The 14,382-nt window shown below is 68.9% G+C and carries 15 protein-coding genes and 2 rRNA genes; 9 read left to right on the top strand and 8 right to left on the bottom strand.

The annotated features are described in order from the left end of the window. From VD972_RS21140 to VD972_RS21130, 3 genes are all read left to right on the top strand, one after another. The coding region (locus VD972_RS21140; RefSeq protein WP_324989750.1) for a sigma factor-like helix-turn-helix DNA-binding protein at positions 1 to 168 on the top strand (168 nt) is incomplete at its 5' end. Further along, positions 165 to 698, top strand: coding sequence for a zf-HC2 domain-containing protein (locus VD972_RS21135; protein WP_324989747.1), 534 nt, complete (start codon positions 165 to 167; stop codon positions 696 to 698). The genes VD972_RS21140 and VD972_RS21135, both read left to right, overlap by 4 nt. A gap of 116 nt (positions 699 to 814) precedes the next feature. After that, positions 815 to 1,474, top strand: a complete 660-nt coding sequence (locus VD972_RS21130; RefSeq protein ID WP_324989745.1) for a DsbA family protein — start codon at positions 815 to 817, stop codon at positions 1,472 to 1,474. 19 nt (positions 1,475 to 1,493) lie between these two features. On the opposite strand, the gene VD972_RS21125 is transcribed toward VD972_RS21130, so the two are convergent. The 3 genes from VD972_RS21125 to glpD form a co-directional block, all read right to left on the bottom strand. Next, complete coding sequence (locus VD972_RS21125) at positions 1,494 to 3,293, bottom strand: S8 family serine peptidase (RefSeq protein WP_324989743.1); 1,800 nt, start codon at positions 3,291 to 3,293, stop codon at positions 1,494 to 1,496. Positions 3,294 to 3,582: 289 nt separating this feature from the next. Then, positions 3,583 to 5,277 (bottom strand): S8 family serine peptidase, encoded by a 1,695-nt coding sequence (locus tag VD972_RS21120; protein ID WP_324989741.1) that lies wholly within the window; start codon positions 5,275 to 5,277, stop codon positions 3,583 to 3,585. 286 nt (positions 5,278 to 5,563) lie between these two features. Further along, positions 5,564 to 7,255: a glycerol-3-phosphate dehydrogenase gene (glpD, locus tag VD972_RS21115; RefSeq protein WP_324989740.1), complete on the bottom strand. Its 1,692-nt coding sequence runs from the start codon at positions 7,253 to 7,255 to the stop codon at positions 5,564 to 5,566. Between the two features lie 175 nt (positions 7,256 to 7,430). Between glpD and VD972_RS21110 the strand changes: the two genes are divergently transcribed. Together VD972_RS21110 and VD972_RS21105 are read left to right on the top strand one after the other, a co-directional pair. Further along, on the top strand, positions 7,431 to 7,886 hold the full coding sequence (locus VD972_RS21110) for a hypothetical protein (RefSeq protein WP_324989739.1): 456 nt from the start codon (positions 7,431 to 7,433) through the stop codon (positions 7,884 to 7,886). Positions 7,887 to 8,144: 258 nt separating this feature from the next. Next, positions 8,145 to 10,130, top strand: a complete 1,986-nt coding sequence (locus tag VD972_RS21105; protein ID WP_324989737.1) for a TonB-dependent receptor — start codon at positions 8,145 to 8,147, stop codon at positions 10,128 to 10,130. 54 nt (positions 10,131 to 10,184) lie between these two features. Here VD972_RS21105 and VD972_RS21100 read toward each other — a convergent pair whose 3' ends face one another. After that, a complete protein-coding gene (locus VD972_RS21100; RefSeq protein WP_324989735.1) occupies positions 10,185 to 10,349 on the bottom strand; it encodes a hypothetical protein in 165 nt (54 codons plus the stop codon). A gap of 168 nt (positions 10,350 to 10,517) precedes the next feature. Here VD972_RS21100 and VD972_RS21095 point away from each other — a divergent pair, with 168 nt between their 5' ends. The 3 genes from VD972_RS21095 to VD972_RS21085 all read left to right on the top strand — a co-directional run bounded on the left by VD972_RS21095 (position 10,518) and on the right by VD972_RS21085 (position 12,518). After that, positions 10,518 to 10,940: a hypothetical protein gene (locus tag VD972_RS21095; RefSeq protein WP_324989748.1), complete on the top strand. Its 423-nt coding sequence runs from the start codon at positions 10,518 to 10,520 to the stop codon at positions 10,938 to 10,940. Positions 10,941 to 10,998: 58 nt separating this feature from the next. Further along, positions 10,999 to 11,346 (top strand): DUF7577 domain-containing protein, encoded by a 348-nt coding sequence (locus VD972_RS21090; protein WP_324989734.1) that lies wholly within the window; start codon positions 10,999 to 11,001, stop codon positions 11,344 to 11,346. Positions 11,347 to 11,531: 185 nt separating this feature from the next. Next, positions 11,532 to 12,518: a tetratricopeptide repeat protein gene (locus tag VD972_RS21085; protein WP_324989732.1), complete on the top strand. Its 987-nt coding sequence runs from the start codon at positions 11,532 to 11,534 to the stop codon at positions 12,516 to 12,518. Between the two features lie 31 nt (positions 12,519 to 12,549). Here VD972_RS21085 and VD972_RS21080 read toward each other — a convergent pair whose 3' ends face one another. Next, entirely contained in the window at positions 12,550 to 12,846 is a 297-nt protein-coding gene (locus VD972_RS21080; protein ID WP_324989730.1) for a hypothetical protein, read from the bottom strand. 39 nt (positions 12,847 to 12,885) lie between these two features. Between VD972_RS21080 and VD972_RS21075 the strand changes: the two genes are divergently transcribed. Then, positions 12,886 to 13,086 carry a SlyX family protein gene (locus VD972_RS21075; RefSeq protein ID WP_324989728.1) on the top strand — a complete coding sequence of 67 codons (201 nt, stop codon included), beginning with the start codon at positions 12,886 to 12,888 and terminating at the stop codon, positions 13,084 to 13,086. Between the two features lie 12 nt (positions 13,087 to 13,098). Here the strand turns inward: VD972_RS21075 and VD972_RS21070 are convergent, their stop codons facing one another. The 3 genes from VD972_RS21070 to VD972_RS21060 form a co-directional block, all read right to left on the bottom strand. Beyond that, complete coding sequence (locus VD972_RS21070) at positions 13,099 to 13,542, bottom strand: hypothetical protein (RefSeq protein WP_324989726.1); 444 nt, start codon at positions 13,540 to 13,542, stop codon at positions 13,099 to 13,101. Between the two features lie 161 nt (positions 13,543 to 13,703). Next, positions 13,704 to 13,820, bottom strand: a 5S ribosomal RNA gene (gene rrf, locus VD972_RS21065). A 164-nt stretch (positions 13,821 to 13,984) separates the two neighbouring features. Further along, positions 13,985 to 14,382, bottom strand: a 23S ribosomal RNA gene (locus tag VD972_RS21060); the annotation flags it as partial.

Raw genomic sequence — 14,382 nt, 5'->3', positions numbered from 1 at the left:
CGCGAGGAGCGGCGCTCGGCGCTGCTGCTGCGCATCGATCACGGCCTGCCCTACGAGGAGATCGCCCAGGTCATGGGTTGGTCACTGCCCAAGGTGAAGAACGAGATCCACCGCGCGCGGTTGCAGCTCCGCGAGCGGCTGGCCGCCCACGTCGGAGGACGCCCATGAGCTACGCTTGCCGCGAGCAGGAGCTGGACGCGCTGCTGGCCGGAGAGCTGTCCCCGGCGGACGCGGAGCGGGTGCGCGCCCACGCCGAGGGGTGTTCCGCATGCACCCACGCGCTGGCCTGGCTGAAGCTGGAGCGAGGGTGGATGAACCAGCGCGCCCGCCGCATGCCCGCGCGCCCGGCCCTGAGCTTCGAGGCCCTGGAGGCTCGGCTGACCGAGGCGAAGGCTCCGGTCCGCTCCGCGCCCACTCCGGTGGCTGTGCCGCACCGCTCGGAGCGGCCTGCTCCGCGCCGGGGCCAGTGGTCTCACCGAGGGATGATGGCGATGGGAGCCGCGGCCGCCGTGGCCTTCCTCTTCTTCAGCGTGGTGCAGGTGCGCCCCGTGAGCTCCACCGAGGAGCTGTGGAGCCAGGAAGTGCTCGCCTCGGGACTGCTGCAGGCTTGCGTGGACTCGAGCGGCGAGGCGGTGGCGGCGCTGGAGGATCGCTACCACGCGTGCCTCATCGCCTCGCCCGCGCTGCCCTCTTACTGAAGCAGCGCTGAAACCCACGCGCGGCTGGTGACACTCCTGGGTGCGCGGCGAGCACGAAGCCGCGCCGCCCGCTCCGTCCCTGGAGCGCCGTCTTCCACTCCACCAAGAGGTCCGTCATGAAGGTGTTCCTGTCCGCCGGCGCGGCTGTCGCCGTGCTGCTGGGTGTGTCTGCGCTTGCGGTTGCCAGCGCGCCCTCTCCGTCCCACCCCACCGAGGAGTGCAACAAGAACTGTCCGCACAAGCAGGACGACAGCACCCTCATCCCCGCGACTCCCCGCGCGGAGGCCCCCTCTCTGGGGCCCTCGGACGCGAAGGTGACGGTCGAGGTGTGGTCGGACTTCCAGTGCCCGTTCTGCGCGCGGGGAGCGGCCACCCTCAAGCAGCTGCGTGACAAGTATGGAGATCAGGTGCGGCTCGTCTTCCGCCAGCAGCCGCTGCCCATGCACGGGAACGCGCGCCTGGCGGCAGCCGCCTCCATGGCCGCGCACGAGCAGGGCCGCTTCTGGGAGTTCCACGACGCGCTCTTCTCCAACCAGAGCGCGCTGGACCGCGCCTCGCTGGAGGCGGTGGCCGGCCAGCTGAACCTGGACGTGGAGCGCTTCCGCCGCGCGCTCGACTCGAGCACCTGGAGCAACTACGTGGACACGGAGGTGGCGGAGGCCCAGCGACGCGGTATCAGAGGCACGCCCACCTTCTTCATCAACGGCAAGCCCATCATGGGCGTGCAGCCGCTGAACACCTTCACCCAGGCCATTGATGAAGCGCTCCAGCGCTGAGGCGCTCCAGCACTGAGCCTCAGGGCCTGGGGTAGCGCGTCTGGAGCAGGTCCAAGGCCCTCTTGGCCTGCACCAGCCCGAAGCCGAACGTGTTGTCACGTCCCGCAAGTCCCAGGTCCTGGGCAGAGTCCTCCAGGAGCTGGCGCACTTGCGCCGCGGTGAGCGTGGGGCGCGCGCTCCAGAGCAGGGCGGCCACGCCACTCACATGCGGCGCGGCCATCGAGGTCCCCTCCAGGCGCTCGTAGTCCACGCCGATGATATGGACCGTGGCCTCCCTGCCCTCGAGCCCCTTGATGGTGGAGCCGCTGACGTGGGACACGGAGGCAGCAGGCACCCATGTCCCCTCGCCATGGAGCCCGAAGGCTCCCGTGCCTTGGCTCGGGTCATCGTTGCCGATGATGACGGCCCTGGCGCCAGCCCGGCGCAGGTTGGTGACCTTCCTGGCGGAGCTGAGGCGGTAGCCCGTCTCATCCAGCCCGCCATGGTCTACATACGCAACGAAGCCGTCGCAGGTGGCCTCTCTGCCACAAGCATCGAGCGAGTCCCCCAGGCCACACACGAGCACCTTCCCGCTGTACTGGCCCACGGGGGCGAACGCGACCGAGTGAGACTCGATCGTCCTCCCGTCCACCGCTACCTGCGAGTAAGACGCTCCTTGCAAGACCGTCGCGGACAGGACGCCCACGCCCGGCGCTACCAGGGACAGCTGCGGGCCCACCTGCGAGAAGGAAGGCCGCTCGCCGTTGAAGCTCACCGCACCCACGGCCACGACGCCGTCAAACGCGGCAGGGTAGGAGATGTGAGGCTCGGTCGCCGAATCGCCCGTGCCACTGTTGCCGCTGGCGGCGATCACGAGCATCCCCGCGTCAACGGCGTGCGTGACGGCCTCCTTCACCAAGGCGCTGCGATTCGGGGTGCCCAGCGAGAGCGACGCGATGCGGGCCCCCTGCTGCTGGCACCATGCCAATGCGGAGATGATGGCCGAGTCATTGCCCTGGCCTCGCAGGTTGAGCACGCGCGCCACGAGCAGCTCCACGCCAGGCGCCACACCAACCACACCGTTCGGCTCTTCGCCGGGCTCCACGGTACCGTGCGCACCCAGCTGAGCGGCAATGGTCGCAGCCGTGTGCGTGCCATGGCCACTGCCCCACTTCCCGATGTGCCTGTCGAAGTCCAGCGGCTCGTCATCACCGTCGACGAAGTCCTTGCCACCCGCGTAGGCCGCCTGCAGCTCCGGATGCCGGTGGTCCCAGCCGCTGTCGATGACGCACACCTTGATGCCTGAACCATTGGGGGCCGCGGCGTCGAGCACCCCGTCGTTGTCGGCATCCCACACCCGGGGAGCCTGCACCTGCTGCAGCCCCTCGGTGTACTCGCCCACGGAGCCGGTGACGGCCAGCGCCTGCCGCGCGAAGGCGTGGACCCGCCCGTCCCGCTCGATGGAGAGGACGTCGGGATCCTGGTCCAGCGCCATGCGCTGCTCGGGCGTGAGCCGTGCGGCCACGGCGTCCAGATGACTCCAGCGCACAGTGACCTGGCCGCCCGCGCGCGTCACCGCATCCGTGGCGGTCCTCGCGGCGAGCGCGGTGGGCACCGCACGACGGTAGCGGACGAGGAAGGGCTCACGGCCATCCGCTGTGCTCACGGGCGCCTCGGCGTCCCTGCCCACGGCCTCCCAGGAGCGCTCCTCCGGCGGCAGCGCTTGCCCGCTCGCGCTCGCGCAGTCTGAGTCCCTCGCGGAGGCTGGGGGGTACGGCTCATGGGCGTCGTTGCAGGCCGCTGCGCACCCCAGGAGTCCCAGCCAGACCCACCGCTTCATACGCGCTCACTTTCGCCCTCGCTCGGGTGGTACCGCAGCCGGACGAGTGCCAGCCGGGGTGTGCGGAGGACGGGCATCCGCGTTCCCACCCAGTCTTATGTACGGTGAGCGCAGGGCGGCACGTGGCAGGGGCGGGCCTCTGTAGGGCCGCGCACAACGGCACGGGCGTGACGTGAGCCGACAAACGGTGCGGGAGAGCGCTGTCTCTCATCCACCGTTCAACCGGGAGCCTGGGGCACAACGGGGTGAGGGTATGACTTCCCCTCACCCCGTCAGGTGTTGCGACACCTCAGGGGTGGCGCGTCTGGAGCAGGTCCAGGGCCGCCTTGGCCTGCACCAGCCCGAAGCCGAAGGCGTTGTCCCGGCCCGAGGTCCCCAGATCCTGAGCGGAGTCCTGGAGCAGCGCGCGCACCTGCAGCGCAGTGAGCGTGGGGCGTGCGCTCCACAGCAGCGCGGCCACACCGCTCACATGCGGCGTGGCCATGGAGGTACCCGTCAACCGCGAGTAGTCCACACCCACCAGCTTCACCTTCGCGGCCTTGCCCTTGAGCCCCTTGAGGGCCGAGCCGTCCGCATGAGAGACGGAGGCGGTCGGCAGCCAGGTGTCCTCGGTGCCCAGGGTGAAGTTGCCGATGCCGTCTCCTGGATCGTTGTTGCCGACGAGGACGGCCTTGGCGCCGGCCCGGCGCATGAAGGTGACCTTCTTCGCGAAGGTGAGGCCGTTGCCCTCCCCATCCAGCCCGCCGCGATCCACATACGCGACGAAGCCATCGCACGTGGCCTCATCGCCGCAGGCGCTCTTCGAGTTGCCGATGCCGCACGTGAGCAGCTTGCCGGTGTACTCACCCAGGGGAGCGAACGCGAGCGAGCGGGACTCGAACGTCCTGCCGTCCACCTCCACCTGGGAGAAGGACTCGGCGCCGACGATCATCGCCGACAGCACGTCCACGCCGGGGGCCACCAGGGCGACCTGCGGACCCACCTGCGAGAAGGCGGGGTGTTCGCTCTTGAAGTTCACCGCGCCCACGGCGAGCACGCCGTCATAGGCGGCAGGGTAGGCCACGCCTGGCTCGGTGGCCGGGTCTCCCGTGCCACTGTTGCCCGTGGCCGCGATGGGGAGCAGCCCGGCCAGGACAGCGGCCTTGAACGCCGCCTCCTCGGTGGCGCTGGGCTCCGGAGCGCCCAGCGACAGGGAGATGACCTTGGCGCCCTGCTGCTGGCACCACTCGATCGCGGAGATGATGTCCGCGGTGCTGCCGTTGCCGCGGGTGTTGAGCACGCGCGCCACGAGCAACCCGACGCCGGGCGCCACGCCGACGACGCCGTTGGGCTCCTCGCCCGGGTTCACGGTGCCATGCGAGCCCAGCTGCGCGACGACGGTGGCCGCCGTGTGCGTGCCGTGGCCGCCGCCCCACTTCCCGGTGTTCGTCTCGAAGTCCAGCGGCTCGTCATCGTCGTCGACGAAGTCCTTGCCGGCCACGTAGGCCGCCTGCAGCTCCGGGTGCCGGTTGTCCCAGCCGCTGTCGACGACACAGACCTTGATGCCCGTGCCGTTGGGCGCGGTGGCGTCGAGCACTCCGTCGTTGTTGGCGTCCCACACCAGGGGGGCCTGCACCAGCTTCAGCCCCTCGGTGTACTCGCCCACGGAGCCGGAGGTGGCCAGCGCCTGTCGCTCGAAGGCGCGCACCGTCCGATCCCGCTCCAGGGTGAGCACGTCCGGATCCTGGGCCAGGACCGCGCGCTGCTCAGGCGTCAGCCGGGCCGCCACGGCGCCCAGACCGGCCCAGCTCGCCGTCACCTGACCACCCGCGCGCTTCACGGAGTCCTCGGCGGCCCTCGCGGCCAGGGAGGACACCGTCCGGCGATAGCGGATGAGGAAGGACTGCCGGCCATCCTGCGCCTCGGGCTCCTCGGACAGGGCAGAGAGACGCTCGGCGGGCATCCCCTCCTCCGTCGTGGTGGTGCAGTCCAGAGGGTTCGTCACGGGAGGAGGGAGCGGTTCCGGTTCCTCCTCGTTCTTGCAAGCGGCGAGAAGACCAACGAGGCCCAGCCAGACCCAACGCTTCATACGCACCTCTTTGCCCCTCAGGGGTGGGACCACTGCCAGCTCCGTGCCAGCCGGGGTGAACGGGCGGACGGGCAGCCGCGTTCCCCACGGAACTTAAGCACGGCGCCCGGGTGCCTGCCTGCGAAGGAGGCATGCACACACGGGATCACATCCACCATGCATAGAGAAGGCGTGCGCCGACGAACGGTTTGCGGGCGAACTGTCAACCGTCCGCCGGGTCGATACTGAAGATGCGGCCCGCGTCATGGGTGTAGGCCTCGAGCTGCCGCTGCGTCTCCGCGCTGTTCCAGCCGAGCCGCGGGGCCATGACTTCGGCGGCAGCCCGGGCCGCCTCGGCACCTTGATCGCGCGTCTCGAAGGCGACCTTGAGGCGACGGATGAGCAGGTCGGCCAGGGTATGGACGAACTCGTGGGAGACGCCGTGAGCCGCCTCGGCGCGCAGGTAGGGCAGCCCCTCGACGAGCGGCTGGGCGAGTGAGGCCTCCTCGCGAGTGAGCCCCCACACCTGGCGCCACCGGCTGCCATACGCGCGCACGAGATGGAGGGCCACATCCACGTGGGCCACTTCGCGGAGCGCGACCTCCAGCTCGGCGTCAACGGAGCGCAGGTTGCCGCCGGGCAGGGGCAGCGTCTCGGTGCCGGACTTCCGGAGGGGGACTTGGAGCTGGCGCTCGACGGCGTTGACCACATCGCGGGCCATGACGCGGTAGGTGGTGAGCTTGCCGCCGCTGATGGCGATGACGCCGGAGGGGCTGAGGTCGATGACGTGCTCGCGGCTGGCGCTGCCGGCGCCTCCCCCCTGGCTGTAGCCGCGGGCCACGAGGGGGCGGATGCCAGCCCAGGCGCTGACGACGTCGGAGCGCACGAGCTTCGCCTGGGGGAAGAAGGCGTTGGCGGAGGCAAGGAGGTAGGCCACATCGGCCTCGCTGGCGCGTACCTCGGCGGGGTGGGCGCGGGTGGCGGTCTCCGTGGTGCCGACGATGGCGTGCTTGTCCGCGGGGAGCACGAACATGACGCGCCCGTCCACGGGGGACAGGAGCGTGAGGGCGTTGTGGTTGCCGAGCCGCTCGCGAGGGACGGCGATGTGGACGCCCTTGCTGCCGCGCACGGCGGGGGCCTCTCGCTGAGAGTCGAGCTTGCGGATCTCATCGCTCCACGGGCCGGTGGCGTTGACGAGGACGCGGGCGCGGACGGTGTGCTCCTGACCGGAGAGGTGGTCCACCACGACGGCGCCGCGGGCCTTGCCCTCCTCGATGACGAGCCTGCTCACGGAGGCATGGTTGAGGACGACGGCGCCGGCCTCGGAGGCGCCGAGCGCGTTGGCGAAGGTGAGGCGCGCATCGTCCGTGGCAGCGTCGTAGTAGCAGGCGCCGCCCTTGAGTCCCTCGGAGAGCAGACTGGGCTCTGCGGCGATCACCTTGCGGGCATTGAGGTTGCGGTGGGCCTTGACGTTCCGGAAGAGGGCCAGCGCGTCATAGAGCATGAGGCCCGCGTTGAGCTTCCAGCGGGGGATGCGAGCGCCCTTGTAGACGGGCCAGGTGAAGGCGAGCGGGCGGACGAGGTGAGGGGCCAGGCGCAGCAGGCGCATGCGCTCGATGCTGGACTCGAAGACGAGGCCCAGGTGGCCGTGCTCCAGGTAGCGCACGCCGCCGTGGATGAGGCGGGAGGAGCGGCTGGAGGTGCCGCTGGCGAAGTCATCGCGCTCCACGAGGGCCACGCGCAGGCCGCGCAGGGCCGCATCGCGCGCAGCGCCAGCACCGGTGACGCCGCCACCGATGACCAGGAGATCAAAGGCTTCGGACGCGAGAGCGCGCAGGCGCTCGGCGCGGGAGGCAGGCGGGGGAGGGAGCTCCTGCTCGGTATGGGTGCGAACGAGGGCGGCAGATTGACGCACAGGGGGAGTCTAATGGCCGTGACTGCGCGCGGGCAGGGAATGTGCACGCAGCGCGTCAGGAGGGGGACAGGAGCGCGGCGCCAGCACCTGGGGACTCCTCAACGAGCGCCTTGCATGTCTGGAGGAAGACGACTAGGCAACCGGGCAGCCGCTGGAGCCATCTGAGCGTGAGGCCTTGAGGAGTCAGCACGATCGCCGCGATCTCGCCTGCCTGGGCCTGACGGTCCTGGTGTACGGGCTCGTGGTGGCGCCGGTGCTGCACGCGGCGGTGGACCACGCGGGCGGGCGGGCGCTCCCGGCCACGGCGCGGGGATGGCTGGATCACCCAAAGGCCGAGCAGCGGGGGCACGGGCATCTCCATGGGGACGCTTCCGGGGCGGAGGAATCCAGCGCCGCACCTGGGGTGGCCGACCATGGCCACGAGCATGAGCACTCCCAGGAGCCGACGCGGGGGCATCCGCACAGGCACCAGTGGGGCTCGGTGGAGCACCTGCAAGCGGTGGCGGTGGCGGGCGTGGGGGTGCTGGCTCCGGTGGTGGGGTGGGTGCCGCTGGGAGCAGAGGTGCCCCAGCGTCCGCAGTGGGCATCGGTAGCACCGCTCCGACCGACGGCGATGCCTCAGGGACCGTAGGGGACAACCGCATCGCGTCGCGGTCCGTCTCCCTTCCTTCTCTCGAGGTCTCTCATGTCTCGCCTTCGCGCGGCCCGCCGGGTCGTGCTCGCTGCGCTCGTGTGCGCAGTCACCCCTGCAGCTGCACAGTCCCAGGAACCGTCTCCTCCCAGTACAGGCACCGCCTCCTCACCTCAGTCCCAGGAAGCACCGCCTGATCTCTCCACTGAAGCACCATCACCCTCCACGCCAGAAGACCCGAGCCGTCTTGAGACGACAGTGACGGCCCGGCGGTCCTTCACGGCGGCCTCGTCCTCGAGCGTGAGGGATCGCGACTTCCTCCTGCGACCCCGCCCGCGTCCCGTGGACATCCTGCAGGCCGTCCCGGGGCTCTACACGAACCAGCATGCGGGGGGAGGCAAGGCGAACCAGTACTTCCTGCGCGGCTTCGATGCGGATCACGGCACGGACGTAGCGCTCTTCGTGGATGGCGTGCCGGTGAACATGGTGAGCCATGCACATGGGCAGGGGTACGCGGATCTCAACTGGATCATCCCCGAGCTGATCGAGCGGGTGGAGGTGGCGAAGGGCCCGTACTTCGCGCAGTTTGGGGACTTCGCCACGGCGGGCGCGATCAACCTGGTGACGCGGCGAGACTTCGAGAAGAGCCAGGTGACGCTGGGCGGGGGCTCGTTCGACACGTGGCGAGGGTTGTTCATCGCCGCGCCGGAGGTAGAGGGCTGGGAGCCCGTGATTGCGGCGCAGGTGTACGGCACGAACGGCCCCTTCGAGAACGCCGAGCGGCTCCAGCGCTTCAGCCTGTTCACGCAGGTGACGCGGGCGCTCTCGGAGCGCTCCTGGCTCTCGGTGACGCTGACGTCCTATGGCAGCGGGTGGAACGCGAGCGGACAGGTCCCCTTGCGCGAGGTGAGCGCCGGACGGCTCGATCGTTTTGGCTTCATCGATCCCACCGAGGGTGGGAACTCTCAGCGGCACAGCCTCTATGGCACGTGGCGTGCGCTCACGGAGGATGGCGGGGAGGTGAGCGTCTTGGCCTACGCGGTGCAGTATCGGCTCAACCTCTTCTCGAACTTCAGCTTCTTCAGCCGGGATCCGGACAACGGGGACATGATCGAGCAGCACGACGCGCGAACGATCGCGGGGCTCCATGCCAGCTATCGCTTCCGGCGCGAGTGGCGAGGCCTGGCCTTCGAAACCACGCTGGGCACGCAGCTTCGAACGGACGCAATCGCCAACAGCCTCTACGAGGACCGCGCGCGGGAGCGCCTGGCGACGGTGGTGGACGCGACGGTGCGCGAGGGGAGCCTGGGGCTGTACGCCCAGGAGGACATCACCTTCACGCCCTGGCTGCGAGCAGTGCTGGGCCTGCGAGGGGATCTCTTCGGCTTCGACGTGGATGACGACTTGGAGGACGTGGGCACACAAGAGACGAAGTCCTCAGGGACGAGACAGGCGTCACGCATCTCGCCGAAGGCGAGCCTCGTCTTCGGGGCCATCCCGGCAACGGAGCTCTACCTGAACGCGGGCGCTGGCTTTCACTCCAACGACGCGCGGGGCGTGGTGCGCGGGGCGGACGCGGTGACGCCGTTGACGCAGGCGCGCGGCTACGAGCTGGGAGCGCGGACGCGCCTCTTCGACGCGTTGGATCTCGCCGGCTCGGTCTTCCTCTTGGACTTGGACAGCGAGCTGGTCTGGGTAGGAGACGAGGGAACGACGGAGGCGCGCGGTCCGACACGACGTCGGGGCCTGGAGGCGGAGGCGCGGCTGCGCATCCTGCCGTGGCTCTTCGCGGACGTGGACCTGACGGTGTCCCGGGCGACGTTCGTGGAGAACGCGGGGAACGCGGACGCGGTGGCACTGGCGCCGACGCTGATCGTGGCCGGGGGACTGTCGGCGCGCCACCCGAGCGGCGCCTACGGCCGCCTGGGGGTGATCCACCTGGCGGACCGGCCTGCCACGGAGGATCGGTTCCTCACGGCGGAGGGCTTCACGCGAGTGGACGCCAGCGTGGGTTACCGCGCCTCTTGGTTCGAGGCGACGCTGGGGCTCCAGAACGTGCTGGGCACCGAGTGGCGGGAGGCTCAGTTCGCGAACGTGTCCCGTCTCCCGGACGAGACAGGGCCGGAGAGCTGCCCAGCGGGGACACGCCCAGCGGGTGAAGACACCTTTGAAGGGTGCGAGGACCTGCACTTCACCCCGGGAGCGCCGTTCAACGCCCAGGCCAGCGTGAGCTTCTTCTTCTAACCGGACGTGGAGCCTCTGGGGCGCTGGAACTCCAGCGCCCCTACAGAGGCGGAGCTACCCCTTCTTGACCTGCTTGGGGCTGGTGGGATGGGCCGGGTTGTTGGGATTCATCTGATCGGAACGGTTCTCTCTGTCCGCCTTGTACTCGGGGCTGGTGGGGTTCTTCACGGTCGAGCGCTGGTCGTTGGGGGTGGGGGTCTTGTCCTTGTCCTGTTCCATGGCGTTCTTCTCCTGACCGGGAGGGAAAGAGGTCCCGGATGGATCAACCTGGGCACTGCGCTGGAAGGGGGCAGGAGCTTGGAAGGGCGGGGAGGTCTCAGCCAGCCGTCGGCAGGTGTGTTCAACCTGCCCGCCCGTGCATAGCTGAGGAGGAGGGAGGTGGTGCGGGTGCGAACGGTGACCTATGAGCGCAGCGGGCGGACGAACACAGGGGCGCAGGCGGTGCGAGTGGAGGGACTGCACCACCTCCGGGTATTGGAGCAGGGGGAGGAGGTAAGCGAGCGAGAGCTGACACGGGAGGAGATCGCACGACTGGCCCCGCTGATGGAGGAAGCGGCAAGGAAGCCCTCGCCGGCGGTGGTGCCACCGGCAGCAGGGGGACCGAACGGGCTGGCCGTGAGCCTGGCCTTCGAGGACGAGGAGGTGCCGCGGGTGCGGCTGGCGGCGAAGGGGCTCCCGGCGAAAGGGGCCGGCGCTCCCTACGATGCGCTGCTGGTGGAGCTGGACGCCCTGCTGACAGCGGAGCTGCACGCGAGAACCCCTCGACACGCGCACGCGGTCTTGCCGCACATGCTGCGGGCGGACGAGTAGTCCGCCGAGTGCAGCGAGGCCTGTTGCTGGGCGGGCGCGAGCGTGACAGAGAAGAGGGATGACGCGGGTTCGGATCGCCGTCCATCGCACGGTGGGTGAGGCACGACTGCAGGCGGGGGTGTTGGAGGCGGCGGGGCTGTCCGTGGAAGTACGCGGAGAGTCACTGTCCCCTCTGAGCGGTGAGATTCCGAGCACGGAGACGTGGATCGAGCTGTGGCTGTGGCCACAGGACGTGGAGGCGGCGCGCCAGCTCATCGCGGAGCTGGAGGAGAACCGTGAGGCTGCGAGCAAGGAAGTCACCTGCCCGCGCTGTCATGAGGAGAATCCAGGCAACTTCGAGCTGTGCTGGAGCTGCGGTCTGGAGTTCCCTTCGACGTTGCGTCCACGCCTCCGAGCGGTTCCCTGAGCTCCCCTGGGCGACCCTGGCTCTCAAGAGTTAAAGAGTGAGAGCGCGCTGTTGCCTGGGAGCCGGTAGGGCGCACGGAGTGCTGGCAAGCGAGCGCGCGGGCGGCTAGGGATCCGCAAGAGTCGGCGCAGGCGGATGATGCTTGCCCGTCCTCGCAGCAGCGCAGCGAAGGAAACACAGCCGGCGTGGAGGAGCGCGTGGAGGAGACGGCAGCACCAGGAGCCGAGCCGGCCCCGCGGCGGCGAATCAGCCGCGGGACGCAGACCGCGCTGCTCGCCTGCGGCCTGGCCTCCCTGGTGCACCTGATTCCGCTCCTCCTGCCGAGGAACATGCCAGAGCAGGAGCTGGCGATCGCCCGAGTGATGACGGAGCCCCAGGGCCGGGTGCGCCGGCTGAAGCCCTTGATTGACCACCCGAAGGCAACGGGGGCAGAGCTGCGCGAGGCAGCGGAGCTGCTGTTGGAGGGAGCACCGACGGAGGCGCGAGAGCTCGTGGAGGAAGCGGAGCGCCGAGAGCCGAACGCTCTGGAGACGCAGCTGCTGCGAGCACGAATCTGCCGGGTGGAGCGCATGGAGCGCTGCGTACAGGAGTCCTTCGAGCGGGCCGCTCGGATGGCGCCAGGAGACGTGCGGACAGACTTGCTCCAGGCGGACATGAGGGAGCAGGACGGAGATGTGGAAGGGGCGCTGGAGGCAGTGGCTCGAGCGCTGCGGAAGGCGCCGGGAGAGCCGGCGGTGCAGCTCCGGCACTCGCGGCTGCTGGGCGCGCTGGGACGCTTCGAGGAGGCCGAGGCAGCGCTCCGAGCGTCGGAGGCAAGGCTGCCTGCTCAGCGGCTGTACCTGGAGCTGGGCCTGCTGCGGACGCGCGAAGGCCGGAACGAGGATGCGCGGAGCTTCTTTGCGCGAGCGGTGGGAGAGGGCCCGCAGGCGGCGGTCGCGCACTTCCACCTGGGAATGGCGCACTTCCAGCTGGGGGATGTGGACTCGGCGGAGGAAGAGCTGCGCACGGCGGATCGGCTGGACGTCTCGAACCCTCGGCCCCTGGCGGCGCTGTGCGCCATACAGCTGAAGGCAGGTCTGGCGGAGGCCGCGCGCGTAACGAAGATGGATCTGGAGCGTCGCTTCCAGGGGCAGACAGAGCTCATCCGCGATGCCTGCCGAGCAGACCGCTGACCCTCCAGGCCTTCCTTCCGTGGCCTGCAGCTCAGGGCTCGATGCCCCGGATCTGACGGAGCAGGTGCGCGGAGCGTTTGACCTCGAGATCCACGGAGCCGTCCGCAATCTCGGTCCGGACAACAGCCTTGAGGAAGGGAAGCGCCTCCTCGTGCCGGCCCTGCGCGCACATCAGCTCCCCGAGCGCCAGGCGGGCCTGTGTCAGGAGCACCAGATCCTCGGCGGCGACAGCGGCGTCGATGGCATCACTGAGAGCGGACTCGGCGAGCTCCTCGAGCCCCCGTGCGAGCAGCTCTCGGGCACGTTGGAAGTGTTCGCGGGTCTTCATACGGGACGGGAGCGAGGGGGATGAGGTATCCCTGGGCGCATGGACGAGTCGCGCTTCATCGAGCTGGAACTCCGGTACATGCAGCAGGCGGAACTCCTGCAGCAGCTCAGCGACGTGCTGTACGCGCAGCAGCAGCAGCTGGACGCCCTCAAGGGGGAGGTGGACCTCCTGAAGCGCAAGCTGGAAGGAGGTCCAGGGTTGGTGGACGCCAAGCAGCAGGAGCGTCCACCGCACTATTGAGTGCCCCGAGCCTCAGAAGCGATAGCCGAGGCGGACTCCCAGGATGGGCTCGGGGCTGGCGTAGCCCACCTCGAGACCGAAGGTGAGCGCGCCGCTCCTGATGCCAAAACCGAAGGCCGCGTGAGCTCGCAAGGTCTCTCCCGAGTCGATGACAATCCAAGGCCCGACGAGCCCTTCCAGGTAGAACCGGCGGGTGAGATCAAACCTCAGCACCAGATCAATGGGGATGCCCAACGTGCTGGGCTCCGTGAGGAAAGCGATCCCGAACCGGCCACCCAGGTGAAGAGGCCCGGCCAGGTGGGTCTCCACGCCGAGGTTGAACTGGAAGGCGGCGCCTTCATCGAACCAGTAATCCGCGCCCAGCCCGAGCCGGATGTTGGCGGCTTGGGAGGAGACGGGGACCAGCAACAGACCAACCGCGAGGAGACCGCCGAGGCAGGGACGCAGAAGTTTCATTTGCGATGGCTCCTGGGATGCGAGGGAGCCGCCACTCAAGCAGGCTCAGGAGCAAGCCGCCAGAGAATGAATCGCACCTGGCGAGGCGCAAACACTGCAATGAGAGCAAAAAAAACGCCCCTGGGGCCCAGTGAAGGGCGCCAGGGGCGCATGAGAAAAAAATCCGGCAGCGACCTACTCTCCCACGCGGTTTCCCGCGGAGTACCATCGGCTCTGGAGGGCTTAACTTCCGTGTTCGGGATGGGAACGGGTGTGACCCCTCCGATATAGCCACCGGAAAATCGGCGACAAGAAACATACGAAGGCAGAAGTGATTGCTGCTGAGAAGAGAAGCTGTATGCCGTGATTCTCTCGGGCCGGCGCTGCCATGGAATGGCGCACCGGGCCTCGACCTTGGCCTCGAATCCCTTACTCCCCGGAAGGGAGCGTGCAAGAGATGAGGAAAAGTAAGCCGCACGAGCAATTAGTACCGGTTAGCTCAACGCGTTACCGCGCTTACACACCCGGCCTATCAACGTCGTAGTCTTCGACGGCTCTTCAGGGGCTTGCGCCCGGGATACCTGGTCTTGAGGTCGGTTTCCCGCTTAGATGCTTTCAGCGGTTATCCAATCGACACATGGCTACCCAGCGATACCACTGGCGTGATAACTGGTACACCAGAGGTGTCTCCAACCCGGTCCTCTCGTACTAAGGTCAGAGCCTCTCAAGTATCCTACGCCCACAGCAGATAGGGACCAAACTGTCTCACGACGTTTTGAACCCAGCTCGCGTACCGCTTTAATTGGCGAACAGCCAAACCCTTGGGACCTGCTCCAGCCCCAGGATGCGATGAGCCGACAT

This window comes from Hyalangium sp. (assembly GCF_035629615.1).
In the GTDB taxonomy this organism is placed as follows: domain Bacteria; phylum Myxococcota; class Myxococcia; order Myxococcales; family Myxococcaceae; genus Hyalangium.
The sequence above is the reverse complement of the archived record's forward strand: the minus strand, read 5'-3'. Positions and strand labels throughout refer to the sequence as shown.

Coding starts and splice junctions, on each gene's coding strand:
- VD972_RS21135 (WP_324989747.1), top strand. CDS start 165: ATGAGCTACGCTTGCCGCGAGCAGGAGCTGGACGCGCTGCTGGCCGGA.
- VD972_RS21130 (WP_324989745.1), top strand. CDS start 815: ATGAAGGTGTTCCTGTCCGCCGGCGCGGCTGTCGCCGTGCTGCTGGGT.
- VD972_RS21125 (WP_324989743.1), bottom strand. CDS start 3,293: ATGAAGCGGTGGGTCTGGCTGGGACTCCTGGGGTGCGCAGCGGCCTGC.
- VD972_RS21100 (WP_324989735.1), bottom strand. CDS start 10,349: ATGGAACAGGACAAGGACAAGACCCCCACCCCCAACGACCAGCGCTCG.
- VD972_RS21090 (WP_324989734.1), top strand. CDS start 10,999: ATGACGCGGGTTCGGATCGCCGTCCATCGCACGGTGGGTGAGGCACGA.
- VD972_RS21080 (WP_324989730.1), bottom strand. CDS start 12,846: ATGAAGACCCGCGAACACTTCCAACGTGCCCGAGAGCTGCTCGCACGG.
- VD972_RS21075 (WP_324989728.1), top strand. CDS start 12,886: ATGGACGAGTCGCGCTTCATCGAGCTGGAACTCCGGTACATGCAGCAG.
- VD972_RS21070 (WP_324989726.1), bottom strand. CDS start 13,542: ATGAAACTTCTGCGTCCCTGCCTCGGCGGTCTCCTCGCGGTTGGTCTG.